This is a genomic window from Streptomyces sp. NPDC058246 (assembly GCF_042881985.1).
GTDB lineage: Bacteria > Actinomycetota > Actinomycetes > Streptomycetales > Streptomycetaceae > Streptomyces.
The window spans coordinates 41042-58669 of the sequence record NZ_JBHVWZ010000032.1 but is presented as its reverse complement, the minus strand read 5'-3'; the positions used below and the strand labels follow the sequence as shown (position 1 = coordinate 58669).

The following is a 17628-nucleotide window of genomic DNA, read 5'->3' as shown; positions in this document are numbered from 1 at the left end:
ACACCTGTGCGGTGTGGCCCCCGTACTCCGTCCGGCGGCGCGAACGTCCTGTCGCGCCCAGCCTCGCGCCGTCGGACGGCAACAACATCACAGGTCACCGGCAGAGCGCCGGGTACGGACGGTCCCGTACCCGGCGCTCTGCCGTGTGCTCCGGGTGGAACTCCGGGTGCGGATTCGGCCGCCGCGCAGCAGCCTGAAGGCATGGAGCCCGAAGGCAAGGACTATCCCAGCATCGTCGTGCACACCCCGGGTCTGGACGGGTCACGGCGGGTCACCGCGGGGGACGAGACGCTCGGCATCGCCTACCACCTCGACGACGTGATCGAGATTCTGCGGCGGGCGGACGTCGACCTCGACGAGGTCGAGGTCGAGGAGAGCGACATCATCGAGTGGCAGGGCGGCGGCCCCGACGACTGGCCGGGGCTGACGGAGCACCCGGACGCATGACTCGCACGGCCCTGAGGCGGCCCCCGACGTACGGGCCTGACTCGGCCCCGCGCGCGAACGGCCCTGAGGCGGCCCCCGACGTACGGGCCTGACTTGGCCCCGGGCGTACGGGCTCTGACACGGCTCCGGGCGTACGGGGCCTGACTCCGCACCGGAGACACACAACCTGACTCCTGGCGTACACAAGGGGACGTAGACGCCCTACGGAACCCTCAAATCAACCTCTGAACAGTGCCCGAGGGGCTTCAACTCCCCCTGCCTGAGGGCACATTCTCGACACACGGGACCCGCCGGCACGGGGGCGGCGGGCCCCGTAACGGGGGTACGGGGGTACGGGGGTACGAGGAAGCGCGGCGGTCGGGCTCGAGCCTCAGACCGTCGCGCTGCCGCGTGTGACGTGCGCGCCGGACACGCGAAGAGGCGGCTCACCCCCGGATGAGCCGCCCCTGTCGAGAAGCGCGTATCAGAGCTTCGGCGTCCTGTTCGAAGCCTCGGCGTCTTGTCGGATCGTCAGACCTTCAGGGTCCTGATCGAGGTCGGGGCGTGCCCCGGCTCGGTCGCGATCTCCTCGAACTCCACGACGTTGCTGATGTCGTTCGTCTTGCTCATGGCGATGTTGGTGACGCGCTCCAGGATGGCCTCGACGACGACCGGCACCTGGTGCTCGGCGGCGAGCTTCTTGGCCTGCTCGAAGGCCGCGCCCAGCTCGCTGGGGTCGGTGACCCGGATCGCCTTGCAGCCGAGGCCCTCGACAACCTTGACGTGGTCGACACCGTAGACGCCCAGCTCGGGGGAGTTGATGTTCTCGAACTCCAGGTTGACCTGGAAGTTGATGTCCAGGCCGATCTGCGCCTGCCGGATCAGGCCCAGGTAGGCGTTGTTCACCAGGACATGGACGTACGGGATCTTGTGCTGGGCGCCGACGGCCAGTTCCTCGATCATGAACTGGAAGTCGTAGTCGCCGGAGAGCGCGACGACCTGCGCCTCCGGGTCCGCCTTGGCGACGCCGAGCGCGGCCGGGATGGTCCAGCCGAGCGGGCCCGCCTGGCCGCAGTTGATCCAGTGACGCGGCCGGTAGACGTGCAGCATCTGGGCGCCGGCGATCTGCGAGAGCCCGATGGTGGTGACGTACCGGGTCTCCGGGCCGAAGGCCTTGTTCATCTCCTCGTAGACGCGCTGCGGCTTGATCGGGATGTTGTCGAAGTGCGTACGGCGCTGGAGCGTCGCCTTCTTCTCCTGAGCGGACGCGGCCCAGTCGCTGCGGTCGGGCAGCTTGCCCGCGGCCTTCAGCTCACGGGCGACCTCGACGAACAGTTCCAGCGCGGCCTTGGCGTCGGAGGCGATGCCGTAGTCCGGGGCGAAGATCTTGCCGATCTGGGTGGGCTCGATGTCCACGTGCACGAACTTGCGTCCGGCGGTGTAGACGTCCAGCTTGCCGGTGTGGCGGTTGGCCCAGCGGTTGCCGATGCCGAGGACGAAGTCGGACTCCAGGAAGGTCGCGTTGCCGTAGCGGTGCGAGGTCTGCAGGCCGACCATGCCGGCGTTCAGCTCGTGGTCGTCGGGCAGGATGCCCCAGCCCATCAGGGTCGGGACGACCGGAGTGCCCGTCAGCTCGGCGAACTCGACGAGGAGTTCGCAGGCGTCGGCGTTGATGATGCCGCCGCCGGCCACGATCAGCGGGCGCTCGGACTCGTTGAGGAGCGCGATCGCCTTCTCGACCTGGGCACGGGTCGCGGCGGGCTTGTAGGCCTGGAGCGGCTCGTACGTCTCCGGGTCGAACTCGATCTCGGCGAGCTGGACGTCGATGGGCAGGTCGATGAGGACCGGGCCCGGACGGCCGGAGCGCATCAGGTGGAAGGCCTGCTGGAAGACGCCGGGGACCTGGGCGGGCTCCAGCACGGTGACGGCCATTTTGGTGACCGGCTTGGCGATCGAGGCGATGTCGACGGCCTGGAAGTCCTCTTTGTGGATCACGGAGGTCGGGGCCTGGCCGGTGATGCACAGGATCGGGATCGAGTCACCTGTCGCGGAGTAGAGCCCGGTGATCATGTCGGTGCCGGCCGGTCCCGAGGTACCGATGCAGACGCCGATGTTGCCCGGGTGGGTCCGGGTGTAGCCCTCCGCCATGTGCGAGGCGCCCTCGACGTGCCGGGCGAGGGTGTGGTTGATCCCGCCGGACGCCTTGAGAGCCGCGTAGAAGGGGTTGATCGCCGCGCCCGGGACGCCGAACGCGTTGCTGACGCCCTCGCGCTTGAGGATCTCGACTGCCGCGCGGGCAGCGGTCATACGAGCCATGGAGTACTCCTGCTTCGGCTGTCGGATTCGGGCTCCCGTCGCGCCCCGCGGAGAGCTGGTGATTCCGTTGCGGTCCGCACCGGCTTCCCTGGACCCGAGGGGCCGTGAGATTCCGTATTGCGGAAACTAACTTCTACTATCTGGAAGCAATGTAGGCGCCGGGCCGAAAGCAGTCAAGAGCGGTCAACGCAGTCGATCCGGCGGTGACAGTCGAACCGTTTCCCTGCCGGAGGCCCCCTCACTGGAGGACGATGGACGCGCTGTCCCGACGTGACGTCCTGGAGTGGGCCATGGCCGAGAGCGTGCCGGTGCGGTGTCCGGCCTGCCGCCGCGAGCATCTCTACGCGGCGCCGTCGTATCCCTGCGTGTGCGGAACGCCCGTGACGCCCCCGCTGGACCGCCTCGCGGACCCGCAGCCCGTCACGCATCGCGTCTGGGACGACGACTGGGTCTCGGTGCGCTGCGAGGCCTGCGGGCGCGACAACCAGTGGCCGCGCCCCGAGCTGGGGTGCTCGTGCGGCACGACGCTGCGGATTCCGGTACGCGAGGTGCGTGGGGTACGAGGAGCATGGCGGCCGCGGCGCGTGGAGCTCGCGCCGGGAACGGCCGCCGACGCGCATCCCGACGGAGGCGGGGAGTCCCCCGCACGGACGGCTTCGGACGCCGAGAGGCGTGAGGCCGAGAGGCGTGAGGCCGCGAGGCGTGAGGCCGAGAGCTCGCCCGATGACGGGAGCGGGCCACCGCACCCCACCGAGCGCCGGCGTGCCCCCTCGGACGCACCCCGCCGGGCGTTCCAGCCCGTCACCATCCGTACCGCCCGGGACGCCGTCACGGCGGCGGCGCTGTATCTGCGCTGGCTCGGCTACCGGGACATCCGGCGGGCGGACCAGCGGCCGCCGGCCGGGATCGGGCTCGCCGCGCGCGGCATCCTGGCCCAGGTGGACCCCACCGTGCGCCCGGCCTCACTGCGCGACGTGGAGTGCCTGTGGCTGACGGCCATGACGGAGTCGGCAGGGTGTGTGTACTTCTCCCTCGCGGGCTACGCCGACGACGCCCGGGCCCGGGCCGACACCCTCGGCGTCCCCCTCTTCGTCCTCGACCTCACGGGCACACCCCAGCCGGTGAACAGTCCGGCCGACGAACTCGTCGCCGCCGCGGACTGACCACCGGCACACCTCCCCCGCCGTCGCTCAGTCGGCGTACGTCTCCCGCAGCTCGATCTTCCGTACCTTCCCCGACACCGTCATCGGGAAGGCGTCCAGGATCCGCAGCCGACTGGGGATCTTGTAGTGCGCGAGCTGTCCCTCGCAGAAGGCCCGCAGCTCCTCCAGCGTGAGCGGGTCGGCCGGGTCCCGCGGGATCACGCAGGCGAGCACCTCCTCGCCGTACCGCTCGTGCGGGATCCCGACCACCTGGACGTCGGCGATCTTCGGGTGGGCGTACAGGAACTCCTCGATCTCACGCGGGTAGATGTTCTCGCCGCCCCGGATGATCATGTCCTTGATGCGGCCCACGATCTCGACGTAGCCGTCCTCGCGCATCACGGCCAGATCCCCGGTGTGCATCCAGCGGCCGGGGTCGATCGCCTCGGCGGTCTTCTCGGGCTCGTTCCAGTAGCCGAGCATCACGCTGTAGCCGCGGGTGCACAGCTCACCGGCGGTGCCGCGCGGCCGGGTCACGCCGTCCACCGGGTCGACGACCTTCACCTCGATGTGCGGGAGCACCCGGCCGACGGTGCCCGTGCGGTGTTCGAGGTCGTCGTCCATCCGGGTCTGCAGGGACACCGGCGAGGTCTCGGTCATGCCGTAGCAGATGGACACCTCCCCCATGTTCATCTCGGCGACGACCCGCTTCATCACCTCGACCGGGCAGGGCGAGCCCGCCATGATGCCGGTGCGCAGCGAGGACAGGTCGTACGTCGCGAAGTCGGCGAGGTTCAGCTCCGCGATGAACATGGTCGGGACGCCGTACAGCGAGGTGCAGCGCTCGTCCTGGACCGCGCGCAGGGTCGCCGCGGGTTCGAAGGACGGCGCGGGGATGACCATGCAGGCGCCGTGCGAGGTCGCGGCGAGGTTGCCCATGACCATGCCGAAGCAGTGGTAGTACGGGACCGGGATGCAGACCCGGTCCTGCTCGGTGTAGCCGACCGAACGGCCCACCCAGTAGCCGTTGTTGAGGATGTTGTGGTGGGAGAGCGTGGCCCCCTTCGGGAAGCCCGTGGTGCCGGAGGTGTACTGGATGTTGACCGGGTCGTCGCAGCTCAACTGAGCGGCGGCCGCAGCCAGTTGCCCGGCGCCGACCGACGCCGCGGCGGCCGTCAGGGCGTCCCAGGACGGATCGCCGATGTACACCGTCTCCCGCAGATCCGGGCACTTCGCCCGGACCTGGTCGACCAGAGCCCGGTAGTCACTGCCCTTGTGCTCCTGCGAGGCGATCAGGACCGAGATGCCGGCCTGCCTCAGCACGTACTCCACCTCATGGGCGCGATAGGCGGGGTTGATGTTCACCAAGATCGCGCCGATCCGGGCGGTCGCGTACTGGACAAGCACCCACTCGGGGCAGTTGATCGCCCAGATGCCGACGCGGTCCCCCTTCAGCACACCCTTGGCGAGCAGCCCGCGCGCCACCTCGTCCACCGCGGCGCCGAACTCGGCGTACGTCCACCGGCGTCCGGAGGGCACGTCCACCAGCGCGTCCCGCTCGGGGTACGCGGCGATCGCCCGGTCCAGGTCGGCCCCGATCGTGTCGCCGAGCAGCGACGTGGTGCTCGTCCCATGGGTGTACGACAGGTTCGTCACCGGAAGTCCTCCTCGCGGTACTCCGCGTCCGAGCCGGCGGCCGTGGCCTCGCGCAGTTCGATCCGGCGGATCTTGCCGGACACGGTCTTGGGGAGGGCGCCGAACTCCAGGCGGCGGACGCGCTTGTAGGGCGCGAGGACCGTGCGGGAGTGCTCGAAGAGCACCTTGGCGGTGTCGGGGCCGGGCTCGTATCCCGCGGCGAGAACGATGTACGCCTTCGGCACGGCGAGCCGCAGCTCGTCGGGGGCCGGGACCACGGCCGCCTCAGCGACCGCCTCGTGCTCCAGCAGCGCGCTCTCCAGCTCGAAGGGCGAGATCTTGTAGTCGCTGGCCTTGAACACGTCGTCGGCGCGGCCCACGTAGGTGATGTAGCCGTCGGCGTCGCGCGAGCCGATGTCGCCGGTGCGGTAGTAGCCGCCGGCCATCGCCTCCGCCGTGCGGTCGGCGTCGCCGTGGTAGCCGGTCATCAGGCCCACCGGCTTCTCCGACAGATCGAGGGCGATCTCGCCCTCCGTCGCCCCGGGCGCCCCGGACACCGGGTCCAGCAGTTCCACGCGGAAGCCGGGGCTGGGCCGTCCCATGGAGCCCGTCTTGAGGGTTTGTCCGGGACTGTTGGAGACCTGGACGGCCGTCTCGGTCTGCCCGAAGCCGTCCCGGATGGTGACGCCCCAGGCGCGCCGCACCTGTTCGATCACCTCGGGGTTGAGCGGCTCCCCGGCGGCGACGGCCTCGCGCGGCGGCGTCCGCAGCTGCGTCAGATCGGCCTGGATGAGCATGCGCCACACGGTGGGCGGGGCGCAGAAGGTGGTGACTCCCGCCCGGTCCATCTCCGCCAGCAGCCGGCCCGCGTCGAAGCGCGTGTAGTTGTGCAGGAAGACGGTCGCCTCCGCGTTCCAGGGCGCGAAGAGGTTGGACCAGGCGTGCTTGGCCCAGCCGGGCGAGGAGATGTTCAGATGCACGTCACCGGGCTTGAGGCCGACCCAGTACATGGTCGCCAGGTGGCCGATCGGGTACGAGACGTGCGTGTGCTCGACGAGTTTGGGGTGGGCGGTCGTGCCCGAGGTGAAGTACAGCATCAGGGGGTCGTCCGACTGGGTGGGCCCGTCGGGCGCGAAGGTCGCGTCGGCGGCGTACGTCTCCTTGTACGAGAGCCGGCCGGGCCGCAGTTCGCCGACCACGATCCGGGTGTAGTCGCCCGGCACCTCGTCGAACTTCTCGTCGTCCTCGGAGCGGACGACGACGTGCCGGACGCGGCCGCGCTCGACGCGGTCGCGCAGGTCGGCGGCGCCGAGCAGCGGGGTGGCCGGGATGACGACGGCGCGCAGCTTCATCGCGGCGAGGGCCGTCTCCCACAGTTCGACCTGGTTGCCGAGCATGACGAGGATGCGGTCCTCGGGGCGCACGCCCTGCGCGCGCAGCCAGTTGGCGACCTGGTTCGAGCGCCTGGACATCTCGGCGAAGGAGACCTCGGTGCGTTCGCCGTCCTCCTCGACGATGTGCAGGGCGGTGCGGTCGTTGCCCCGTGCGATGACGTCGAACCAGTCGAGCGCCCAGTTGAAGTACTGGGGGCGGGGCCAGCTGAACCCCGTGTAGGCCGTCGCGTAGTCCTCGCGGTGCGCCAGCAGGAAGTCCCGCGCGGCGCGGAACTCGTCCGTCGCGCCCGTCGTCGCCGTCATGTGTCCTCCTCGTTGCCGGACCGCTGCATAACATCGTGTAGTCCGTGATGCAGGTCTCACCACCCCCGAACGGGGGTGCGCCGCGACGAAGGGGCGATCAGGTGGCAGCAGACGCAGCCGATGCGGTGGAGATGCGTGGCGCGCTGGTACGGCTGCGACGCACGACGGGGCTGCCGGTCGCCTTCGGCGGCCTGGTGGAATCCGGGCGCCAGCAGGTACGCATCAGTGAGCTCAGCGGTACGGCGACGGCCGCCCTCAGCGCCCTCGCGGTGTCCTCCGGCAACGGCCTCGGCGGCAAGGCGGTGGCCCTGGCCCGCCCGTGCGCCGTGACCGACTACTCGGCTTCGCGTCAGATCAGCCACGAGTACGACGTGGCGGTCGCGACGGAGGGGCTGTGCTCCGTCCTCGCCGTGCCGGTGGTCGTACGACGTCGGGTGCGCGGTGTGTTGTACGGCGCCCTGCGGACGGCCCGGCCCCTGGGTGACCGCACGCTCGGCGCGGCCGTCGCGGCGGCCCGGGACGTGGAGCAGGCGCTGGTCGTACGGGACGAGGCACGGGACCTGATGGCCGTCACCGCCCGGCAGCCCGACCCGGCGGCGGGGGGCGCCGCGTGGGAGGAGGTGCGGGCGGCGCACGGAGCCCTGCGGGCGCTGGCGCCGCGGATCCTCGACCCGGCGTTGCGGGCCGAGCTCCTCTCGGTGTGCGGACGGTTGGCGGAAGCGGGCCCCGGGCCCGGGGCGCCGCACGTTCGTCTCGCGCCGCGCGAGGTGGACGTGCTCGCCTGTGTCGCTGCGGGGGCGACCAACGCGGGTGCCGCGGAGCGGCTGGGGCTCCGGGCGGAGACGGTGAAGGGGTACCTGCGGTCGGCCATGCGGAAGCTGGGCGCGCATACCCGGTGGGAGGCGGTGGTCGCCGCGCGCCGGGCCGGATTGTTGCCGTAGGGACGGTCGGCCCTGGCCGACAGCGCGTCTGGCCGACGCGTCACCGCCGTAGGGACCGCCGGCTCGGGCTGACGGCGCGGAGGGCCGGTTGTCACCGCCGTAGGGACGGCCGGCTCGGGCTGACGGCACGTGTTGTGACCGCCGTAGGGACGGCCGGCCTGGGCCGTCCCGCGCGCCGGGCCGGTGTCACCGCCGTAGGGACGGCCGGCTGGGCCGTCGGCGCGCAGGGCCGGTTGTCACCGCCGGAGGGACCGCCGGCTCGGGCCGTCGGCGCGCCGCGCCCCTGCCGTGTGACCCGGCCGCTGCGCCACCACTCTGGCGTTTTTCCATTCAATCTGGCGCGCGTTGAAATACCTTATGCGCACACCCTGTTATTTCCCTCACCACGCCGACAGTCCGAAATTCAAGAGACATTGCCTAACATGGCCCGGACACGACACACGAGGGGAGCGGTGACCGTGCGAGGGGACTTCAAGGAGCCTGCGAGACCCCGCCCCGACCTGGTCATCGGCCGGGAGGAGCTCTTCGCCGGAGCGCGCGAGCAGCTCTCCGGCGGGGGCAGCGTGCTGGTGCACGGCCCGGCGGGAATTGGAAAGTCCACCGTCCTGCGGGCGCTGGCCGCCGAATGCGCCGAAACGGCACAGACCGTGCTGCGCTGCTCCGCCACCGAGTCCGAATCCCATCTCCCCTTCCTCGCGCTGGCCGACCTCCTCGGCCTGGTCGTCGACGAGGTCTCCGACCGGCTGCCCGCCCCCCAGCGCACCGCTCTGGAGTCGGCGCTCACCGGCCGCGGCGAATCCACCCTCCAGCGCGACGGTCTGGCGCTGCGGCTCGCCGTGCTGTCGGTGTTCCGGGCGCTGGCCGCCCAGGGCCCGGTGCTGATCGTCGCCGACGACCTCCAGTGGCTGGACCCGGCCAGCGCCGAACTGCTCGGCTTCGCCGCCCGCCGGCTCGGCGGCGTGCCCGTACGGATGCTGTGCGCCGTACGGACCGACACGGAGCCGCAGGGCCACCAGCACGACCGCTATCTGCGTACGTCCCCACCGGAGACGCTGGCCGTGCGGATCAACCCGCTCTCCCGCGCCCATGTCGCCGAACTCCTCGGCCAACGCGGCTACACCAACCTGCCGCGCTCCACCGTGCGGGACATCCATCGCACCAGCGGCGGCAACCCGCTGTTCGCGCTGGAGTTGGGCCGTGCCCTCGCCGAGTCGGCGACCCCGCCGAGTCCGGGCGAGCCGCTGCCCGTGCCGACCTCGCTGCGCGCGCTCGTCCTGAACCGGCTGGAGATGCTGTCCGCCGAGGCCCGCCGCACCCTGCTCGTGGCGAGCGCGGGGGCCCGCCCCACGCTGGCGCTGCTGCGCGCCGCGGGGCGTGAGAACGCCGAGGCGGAGACGGCCTCGGCCGCCTCGCTCGGGCTGCTCGCGACGGAGCGCGAGACCCCCGGCATCCGGTTCGCGCACCCCCTGGTCTCGGCCGCCCTCTACGCGGAGGCGAGCGCCCAGGAGCGGCGCGCCGCGCACGCCGCGCTGTCCACGGCGGCCTCCGACCCCATCGAGCGGGCCCGGCACCTCGCCCTGTCCAGCACCGGTACCGACCCGCGGGTCGCCGCCCGGCTCGGCGAGGCCGCGGCCGCCGCCCGGGACCGCGGCGCGCCCTCGGTCGCCGCAGGGCTCGGGCTGCTCGCGGCCCGGCACACCCCGGCCGACGCGGTGCCCGGCGCGGACGAGCGGCGGTTGCAGGCCGCCGAGGACGCGCTGACGGCCGGCGAGACGGACCTCGCCCGGGACATCGCGCGGCAGGTGCTGGCCCAGGCCACCGCGCCGGTCGACCGGGTACGGGCCTGGATCGTCGTCATCGACGCCGCCGGGCAGGCCATGGCCGAGATCGACGCGGTCTTCCCACACGCGCTCGCGGACGCGGGCGACGACCCCGGCCTGCTCGCTCTCGTCCGCTACCAACTCGCCTGGCGGGCCCTGCTCATGGACGGCGAGATGACCAAGGCCCGCGAGGAGGCCGCCGCTGCCGCGGGGCTCGCGGCCCGTGCCGGGGACCGGCCCACCGAACTCCTCGCGCTGGGCTTCCAGGCGCAGATGGAGACCCTGATGGGGCACCCGGACGCCCCGGCGACCATCCAGCGGGCGATGCGCGAACCGCAGGACCCCCGGGTGGCGTGCGACCACAACGGCGCCGGCGCGGCACGCTTCCGGTGGCTGATCATGGGCGACCGGCTCGCCGAGGCCCGTACGACCATCACCGCGCTGCTGCACGAGGTACAGCGGCGCGGGATGGTCGAGAGCGAGGTGCACTTCCTGCGCGGGCTCGCCGAGACCGAGTTGCGCTCCGGGCACTGCGGCCGAGCTCTCGACCTGGCCCGGGAGAGCCTGCGGCTCGCCCGCGACACCGGGATCGGCGAGGCGGCCACCGCCATGTTCACCTCGCTCGCCGAGGCGGCGGGCGGCGATGTGGACCGCGCGCTCGCCCTCGCCCGGGAGGCCGTGGACCGCGCCGAGGAGGACGGCGACCTGATCTACCTCTCGCGCGCCCTGGGCGCCCTCGGGCACGCCCAGCTGGTCGCCGGGGACGCGGCGGCCGCGGTGCGGTCCCTGCGGCGCGTACGGGAGTTGGAGGGCGGACTCGGCGTCGTCGACCCGGCCCGCGGGCGCTGGCACGGCGACCTCGCCGAGGCGCTGGTACGGATCGGGGAGCCCGTCGAGGCGCAGGACGTCATCGACGTCACCCGGCAGCAGGCGCTGCGGCTCGAACGCGAGAGCGTCCTCGCCGTACTCGACCGCGCCGAGGCCCTGGTACGCGCCGCCCGCGGCGAACAGGGCCCCGCCGAGCGCCAGTTGACCTCCGCGCAGGACCGTCTCGGCAAGCTGGGCTACGGCCTGGAGGAGGCCCGTGCCGCGTACGCCCTGGCCGGGCTGCGCACCCTCCCCCACGCTCTCGGCTCCGCTCGAGCAGGGGGGACCCCCATGCCCGGCCCCGCCTCGTTCGACGAGGCGGCGCGTCTCTTCCGCCGCTGCCGTGCCCTGCCCTGGCTGCGCCAGGTCGAGTCCGCCTCCGCGGGCCATCAGACGTCTCCTCCCCTCGCCTCCGCCGCCCTCGACACCCTCGCCGCCACCGAACGCCAGGTCGCCGCCCTCGTCATGGAGGGCGCCACCAACCGCGAGATCGCCGCGCGCCTGTTCATCAGCGTCAAGACCGTGGAGGCGACGCTCACTCGGGTGTACCGGAAGCTGGGCATTCGCTCGCGGGTGGACATAGTCAGGCTGGCGGCGGGGCGCAGGACGGGCTGATCCGTCGTGAAGCCCCGGGGGCAGCGCCCAACAAGTCCGCGGCCCCCAGGACGGACGGGACCAACCGGACGCCACCGTACGCCAAACCTCGCCCCGCGCGGCCGAGGGTTTTCCCTCCCTCAACTCCCTTAGGGGGTTCCCTCATTGGGAGGAGTGGCCCTCCGCTCCTAGCTTGGGAGCCGTGCCGCTCGCTCGGGCACACGGCGCCCCACCACAGGCACCGTGGCAGAACCCCCCACACCCGCGCGTCCCCCCACCGGCAAACTCTGAGGAGACCCATGTTCGGGCTCAACCGCGCCAAGAAGACCGCCGCAGTGTGTGCGGCGACCGCTGCCGCCGCCGCGACCGCGCTGCTCGGCGCCCCCTCCGCCGTAGCCGCGCCCCAGCCCATCGTGGGCGGCACGACGACCACGACGACCGCGTACCCGTTCATGATGCAGATCACGGACGCCTCCCAGAACCAGTTCTGCGGGGGCACCCTGGTCGCCGCCAACAAGGTCGTCACGGCCGCCCACTGTATGGTCGGCGAGACCACCAGCAGCGTCCGCGTCGTCGGCGGCAGAACGTACCTGAACGGCACGAACGGCACCGTCAGCAAGGTCAGCAAGATCTGGATCAACCCCGGCTACACGGACGCCACCAACGGCGACGACGTGGCCGTACTGACCCTGTCGACGTCGATGTCGTACACCACGGCGAAGTACGTGTCCTCCTCGGACACCGGCGTGTACGCGACCGGCACCACCGCCCGCATCCTCGGCTGGGGCACCACCTCGGAGAGCGGCAGCTCGTCCAACCAGCTGCGCACCGCGACCGTCCCGATCGTCTCCAACTCCAGCTGCGCGAGCTCGTACGGCACCGACTTCGTGGCCTCCGACATGGTCTGCGCCGGATACACCTCCGGCGGCGTCGACACCTGCCAGGGCGACAGCGGCGGCCCGCTGCTCATCGGCGGCGTCCTGGCAGGCCTCACCTCCTGGGGCGAGGGCTGCGCGGAGGCCGGCTACCCGGGCGTCTACACCCGCCTGACGACCTTCTCCAGCCTGGTGACCGCGCAGGTCAACTCGTAGTCGTCGATGAACTCCTGAGTACCCCTCAGGTGAAATGCCAGGGGGCGTTGCGGGCCACCCCCCCCCCCGCCCCCACCCCCCCCCCCCACACCAACACCAACACCCACCACCCCCCACCACGAGCGGCCCGCAACGCCCCCTATCCACTCCCCAAGCTCCCCCGCTCCCCCTCCACTTGTCGGCGGTCAGCTTCCCCGCGGTGCCCCAACTGGCCGCCGGCACCTCATGGATCCACCCGCGCACCGCCTCGGCACGAATCCGGTACGCGTCGACGCGAACGCCGTGACGCGCTTGACGAGGTCCCAGGCCTGGCGGTCTACCGGGAGACGGCTCCGAAGCGGATGTCGTACGAGGACGAGGACGGGCCCGCCATCACCTGGAGCATCCGCTCCGCCTCTTCGGTGACCTCGTCCCGCTGGGTCTTCGTGAGCCCGCCGAACGGCTCGATGGTGAGGATCTCGCCCTCCTGCCGCCACACGCCCGCCAGGAAACCGTCGACGAGGAGGGTGCAGTACGCCTGGTTGCCCTGCCAGGTGCGCCCCTTCAGGCCTGCGGGCACCACACGGGAGCGGTCGGCGTGCGACAGGAGGAGGTTGTCGAATTCCGGCAGGAAGCGCGGCGGGGCCGGGGTGTCGGCGTCCGGGCGGGGCGCGTCGGGGAGGTCGAAGAGCTCGACTCCGCGCTCGTCACGGAAGGTGACCAGCTGGGGGCGGAGCCGCTCGAAGACCTCGCGCAGCCGGGTCAGGCCCGCCCAGGTCTGCATGTCCTTGACGGAGGCGGGCCCGAAGGCGGCGAGGTAGCGCAGGACGGTCCCGTCCGGGGCGGGCGCCGGCTCGGCGGGGCGGCCCAGCCAGTGCTCGGCGGTGGTCAGCGCGACCTGGCCGCTGCGCCCCCACAGCCCGCGCGGGGTGACCTGGACGAGCGGGAGCCGGCAGCGGGCGGCGACCGAGAGGGCGAACGGGTCGGCGTCCGGCCACTTTGCGAGCAGCGCCTCGCGCAGCTGCTTCATGGTGCGCGGCTCGGCCTCCACCAGCTCCCGGCTGACCGCGGCGAGCCGCTCCAGATCGACGCCGGCCAGCCCCTTTCGGAAAGCTCCCAGCTCCCGGTCGCGGGCGGCCTGGACGAGCGGGCGCAGGGTGAGGGCGTCGGCGGCGGTGTGCGTGTGGATGGTGGAACGCATGGTGACGATGCGTACGACGTCGCGTGCCTCCATGGCCGCCGAGAGCGCCTCGGGCCGGAAACCTTCCAGGCGGGCGGCGAGGGCGTAGTAGGGCGGCTTCACGTTCTGTGCCTGAAGACCGAGGAGATGCTCGACGGCGGCCTGCGCGGACAGCGTGGAGCGGCGCAGCAGAAGCTGACGGTCGAGGGTGGCGCGGTTGAGGGCGCGGGTGTCGAGGACGGGGGCGGTGGTTCCAGCCGTAGCCGTGGCCGTCCGGACGGTTTTGGCCCTCGTGGTCGTCGCGGCCGTCGCGGCCGTCTTGACGGTTTTGGCCCTCGCGGCCGTCGGGGCCGTCGCGGTCCTCGCGGGCGCGTCGGCGGTCCCTGTCGTACCGGCGGTCCCCGTGGGGCCGGCCGTCCCAGCCGTGCCGGCTGCCCCTGTCGTGTCGGCGGCGGTCCCGGTCTTCTTCGTCATGCTGCGCACGTTAGCGACCGTTGCGGACAGGGACTGTCCGCTACTCTCACCGAATCCCGGCGCGAACGGGCACGCCCATGTCGTTTGCCCCGTATATCCTGCTCCGTGATCACGCAGACGTACGTTCGACACGGGAGGCAGCCGCGATGTCCGAACGACGCGCCCGCTCAGCCTCGAAGAACAACAGGAACACCAGGATCACAAAGAACACGGGGAACGCGGGAAACACGGGGAGCACAGGGAACACGGGAAACTCAGCGGAGGCGGAGAACGGGAAGGACGCGAGGAAGCCCGTCTGGCGGCGTGCCCTGAACCCGCCGGCCGCTCCGCCCGCGCAGCCTCCCTCCCCCCGCCCCGACGCTCCGGCACCGGAATCCGCCGACGTCGGCAGCGTCGTACAGGCGGCCCTGTACCGCGACGGCGTACGCGTCTCGACCCCGACATCCCTCGCCGACACCTTCCGGCAGCTGCGCGAGCAGCCGGACGGCATGGCCTGGATCGGCCTGGCTCGTCCCACCGAGCGTGAACTCCTCTCCCTGGCAGCCGAGTTCGACCTGCACCCGCTCGCCGTCGAGGACGCGATGGAGGCGCACCAGCGCCCGAAACTGGAGCGGTACGGCGAGACGCTCTTCGTCGTCCTGAGCGCCGCGCGCTATCTGGACGCGGCCGAGGAGGTCGACTTCGGGGAGCTGCACGTGTTCGTGGGCCCCGACTTCGTGATCACGGTCCGCCATGGCGCGGCGCCGGACCTCTCGGCGGTGCGCCGCCGCATGGAGGAGACTCCCGAACTGCTGAAGCTCGGCCCGGAGGCCGTGCTCTACGCGATCCTCGACTCGGTCGTCGACGGCTACGTCCCGGTCGTCACGGGCGTCCAGAACGACATCGACGAGATCGAGACCGAGGTCTTCCGGGGCGACCCCGAGGTGTCCCGCCGTATCTACGAACTCTCCCGCGAAATGGTCGAGTTCCAGCGCGCCACCCGCCCTCTGGTCGGCATGCTGCACGCCCTGATGGCCGGTTTCGCCAAGTACGGCACCGACGAGGAACTCCAGCGCTACCTCCGTGACGTCGCCGACCACGTCACCCACACCAGCGAACGCGTCGACGGCTTCCGCCAGGCCCTGACGGACATCCTCACCGTCAACGCGACCCTGGTGACCCAGCAACAGAACGCCGAAATGCGCGCGTTGGCCGAGGCCGGCTTCGAACAGAACGAGGAGATCAAGAAGATCTCGTCGTGGGCGGCGATCCTGTTCGCTCCGACGCTGGTCGGGACGATCTACGGCATGAACTTTGAGCGCATGCCCGAGTTGAGCTGGGAATTCGGGTACCCCTTCGCGATCGGCTTGATGGGCGTGGTCTGCGTCAGCCTGTACGTGATTTTCAAGCGGCGGGACTGGCTCTAGGGTCGGGTGGCCGCTCCTCGAACTGCTCGCGCTGTTTGCTCTCGCACCCCCGAAAGTGGAGCCGTGACAGGCTCTGGGGCGCCGCCGGCGCACCGAGGACCTCGTCGGGTCCGAAGTCGCCCTGGTCGACGGGGAGTTGACCCACAAGCACACTGCAGCGCATATCGAGCGTCGCCCCAGCCGCACCATTGCCCCGGCTGAGTCCTGTCGCGTGTCCGATGCCGTGATGCGAGGGGCCCGCCGCGACACCTGCGGACGGTGGCGGCAGCGGGCGGACGTCACCAACTGGGCCAAACGCCCAAGACGGCCTGGGTATACGGCACTTCCGCGGCGCCTCGACTCGCCGCCCCCCCACTGTGGAAGCCGACCGGCCGCTCGTCGGGACACGCCGTCCAATCGGGGCTGAATCCCGTCGACACCTGGGCAAACATTGCGCGGGCGCGATCATCGCATCGAGTTAATGTCGCCCACTTTCCTTGGTCCACGGGGCGAAGCGGCCATTAGTGTTCACCTGGATCTGGACTGATTCCCCTTCATATACCCGTTTCGCTCCTGTTGTCCGACGACGCCCACATACGTGGCATCACCGCCCTGAACAAGGAGAGCTCGCCCGATGACTGTTGACTCGAGCCCGGAGGCGCGACTGGAGCCACCCCGGCAATCCAGTCTCGGCACGGCGGCCGCCCGCAACCTGGCCACCACCACCAAGTCCGCCCCGCAGATGCAGGAGATCACCTCTCGCTGGCTGCTGCGGATGCTCCCCTGGGTGGAGACCAAGGGCGGGGTCTACCGGGTGAACCATCGCCTGACCTACACCATCGGCGACGGGCGCGTGGAGTTCGTCCAGGACGGCGCCGACGTCCGGGTGATCCCCCGTGAGCTCGGTGAACTGGCCCTGCTGCGCGGCTTCGACGACGTGGAGGTACTTACCGCCCTCGCCGATCGGTGCGTCCAATGCGACTTCCGGGCCGGCCAGACGCTGGTGGAACGCGGTGCGCCCGCTGATCAGCTCCACCTGATCGCCCACGGCCGCATCAGCCGAACGTCCGTCGGGGAGTACGACGACGAGGTCGCCCTGGACGTACTTGCCGATGGCGACCGGTTCGGGGACAACGCCCTACTCGACGGGGACGCCCGGTGGGAGCACACTGCCACCGCCGAGACCTCGGGCACCCTGCTCACCCTGTCTCGCGCCGACTTCGAGGCCGTGCTGTCCACGGCGCCGGGCCTGCGGAACCACATCGAAGAGTTCACGTCGCTTCCCCGCCAACGGCAGAACCACCGCGGCGAGGCGGAGATCGCGATGTCGGCCGGCCACACCGGCGAGCATGAGCTGCCCGGCGCGTTCGTCGACTACGAACTGAATCCGCGCGAGTACGAACTCTCGGTCGCGCAGACCATTCTGCGGGTCCACACGAGGGTCGCCGACCTCTACAACGAGCCGATGAACCAGACCAAGGAGCAACTCAGGCTGACCATCGAGGCGTTGCGCGAGCGCCAGGAGCACGAGCTGGTCAACAACACGGAGTTCGGTCTGCTCCACAACGCCGACTTCAAGCAGCGCTTCCAGACGCACTCCGGCCCACCGACCCCGGACGACATGGACGAACTGCTCTGCCGCCGTCGCGGGTCCAAGTTCTTCCTCGCGCACCCGAAGACCATCGCGGCGATCGGGCGCGAGTTCAACGCCCGCGGGCTCTATCCGGACCACGTCGACCTGGGCGGTCAGCAGGTCCCGGCCTGGCGCGGGGTTCCGATCCTTCCGTGCAACAAGATCCCCATCACGAAGGAGAAGACCAGCTCGATCCTCTGCATGCGTACCGGCGAGGACAACCAGGGTGTCATCGGTCTTCATCAGACAGGTCTGCCGGACGAGTACGAACCGGGCCTGTCGGTCCGCTTCATGGGCGTCAACGAGCAGGCCATCACCTCTTACCTCGTCAGCACCTATTTCTCCGCCGCCATCCTCGTACCGGACGCGGTCGGCGTGCTGGAGAACGTGCAGATCGCCCGCTGGCCCAGGTAGCGGGCCCACCCGCCAGGCCCGGGGACAGCCGCCC

Annotated in this window: 11 protein-coding genes; 7 read left to right on the top strand and 4 right to left on the bottom strand. The window is 71.2% G+C overall.

Annotation, left to right across the window (positions count from 1 at the left end; all coding sequences use genetic code 11):
- Positions 1–201: 201 nt before the first annotated feature.
- Positions 202–447 carry a hypothetical protein gene (locus ACFVXA_RS33100; protein WP_362032443.1) on the top strand — a complete coding sequence of 82 codons (246 nt, stop codon included), beginning with the start codon at positions 202–204 and terminating at the stop codon, positions 445–447.
- Between the two features lie 510 nt (positions 448–957).
- On the opposite strand, the gene gcl is transcribed toward ACFVXA_RS33100, so the two are convergent.
- Complete coding sequence (gene gcl / locus ACFVXA_RS33095) at positions 958–2742, bottom strand: glyoxylate carboligase (protein WP_390028116.1); 1785 nt, start codon at positions 2740–2742, stop codon at positions 958–960.
- Positions 2743–2993: 251 nt separating this feature from the next.
- Here gcl and ACFVXA_RS33090 point away from each other — a divergent pair, with 251 nt between their 5' ends.
- Positions 2994–3905, top strand: coding sequence for a hypothetical protein (locus ACFVXA_RS33090; RefSeq protein WP_390028115.1), 912 nt, complete (start codon positions 2994–2996; stop codon positions 3903–3905).
- A 27-nt stretch (positions 3906–3932) separates the two neighbouring features.
- On the opposite strand, the gene ACFVXA_RS33085 is transcribed toward ACFVXA_RS33090, so the two are convergent.
- Both ACFVXA_RS33085 and ACFVXA_RS33080 read right to left on the bottom strand, forming a co-directional pair.
- A complete protein-coding gene (locus ACFVXA_RS33085; protein ID WP_383741424.1) occupies positions 3933–5540 on the bottom strand; it encodes an AMP-binding protein in 1608 nt (535 codons plus the stop codon).
- Positions 5537–7216 (bottom strand): AMP-binding protein, encoded by a 1680-nt coding sequence (locus ACFVXA_RS33080; RefSeq protein WP_390028113.1) that lies wholly within the window; start codon positions 7214–7216, stop codon positions 5537–5539. Before ACFVXA_RS33080 ends, ACFVXA_RS33085 begins: the two co-directional genes overlap by 4 nt.
- 101 nt (positions 7217–7317) lie before the next feature.
- Between ACFVXA_RS33080 and ACFVXA_RS33075 the strand changes: the two genes are divergently transcribed.
- The 3 genes from ACFVXA_RS33075 to ACFVXA_RS33065 all read left to right on the top strand — a co-directional run bounded on the left by ACFVXA_RS33075 (position 7318) and on the right by ACFVXA_RS33065 (position 12529).
- A complete protein-coding gene (locus tag ACFVXA_RS33075; protein ID WP_390028112.1) occupies positions 7318–8157 on the top strand; it encodes a response regulator transcription factor in 840 nt (279 codons plus the stop codon).
- Between the two features lie 422 nt (positions 8158–8579).
- Positions 8580–11459 (top strand): ATP-binding protein, encoded by a 2880-nt coding sequence (locus ACFVXA_RS33070; RefSeq protein ID WP_390028110.1) that lies wholly within the window; start codon positions 8580–8582, stop codon positions 11457–11459.
- A 278-nt stretch (positions 11460–11737) separates the two neighbouring features.
- Complete coding sequence (locus tag ACFVXA_RS33065) at positions 11738–12529, top strand: serine protease (RefSeq protein WP_362034446.1); 792 nt, start codon at positions 11738–11740, stop codon at positions 12527–12529.
- Between the two features lie 316 nt (positions 12530–12845).
- Here ACFVXA_RS33065 and ACFVXA_RS33060 read toward each other — a convergent pair whose 3' ends face one another.
- Positions 12846–14162: a winged helix DNA-binding domain-containing protein gene (locus ACFVXA_RS33060; RefSeq protein WP_390028108.1), complete on the bottom strand. Its 1317-nt coding sequence runs from the start codon at positions 14160–14162 to the stop codon at positions 12846–12848.
- Positions 14163–14308: 146 nt separating this feature from the next.
- Here ACFVXA_RS33060 and ACFVXA_RS33055 point away from each other — a divergent pair, with 146 nt between their 5' ends.
- A complete protein-coding gene (locus ACFVXA_RS33055) occupies positions 14309–15568 on the top strand; it encodes a magnesium and cobalt transport protein CorA (protein WP_362017597.1) in 1260 nt (419 codons plus the stop codon).
- A gap of 613 nt (positions 15569–16181) precedes the next feature.
- A complete protein-coding gene (locus tag ACFVXA_RS33050) occupies positions 16182–17594 on the top strand; it encodes a family 2B encapsulin nanocompartment shell protein (protein WP_362017596.1) in 1413 nt (470 codons plus the stop codon).
- Positions 17595–17628 lie beyond the last annotated feature (34 nt).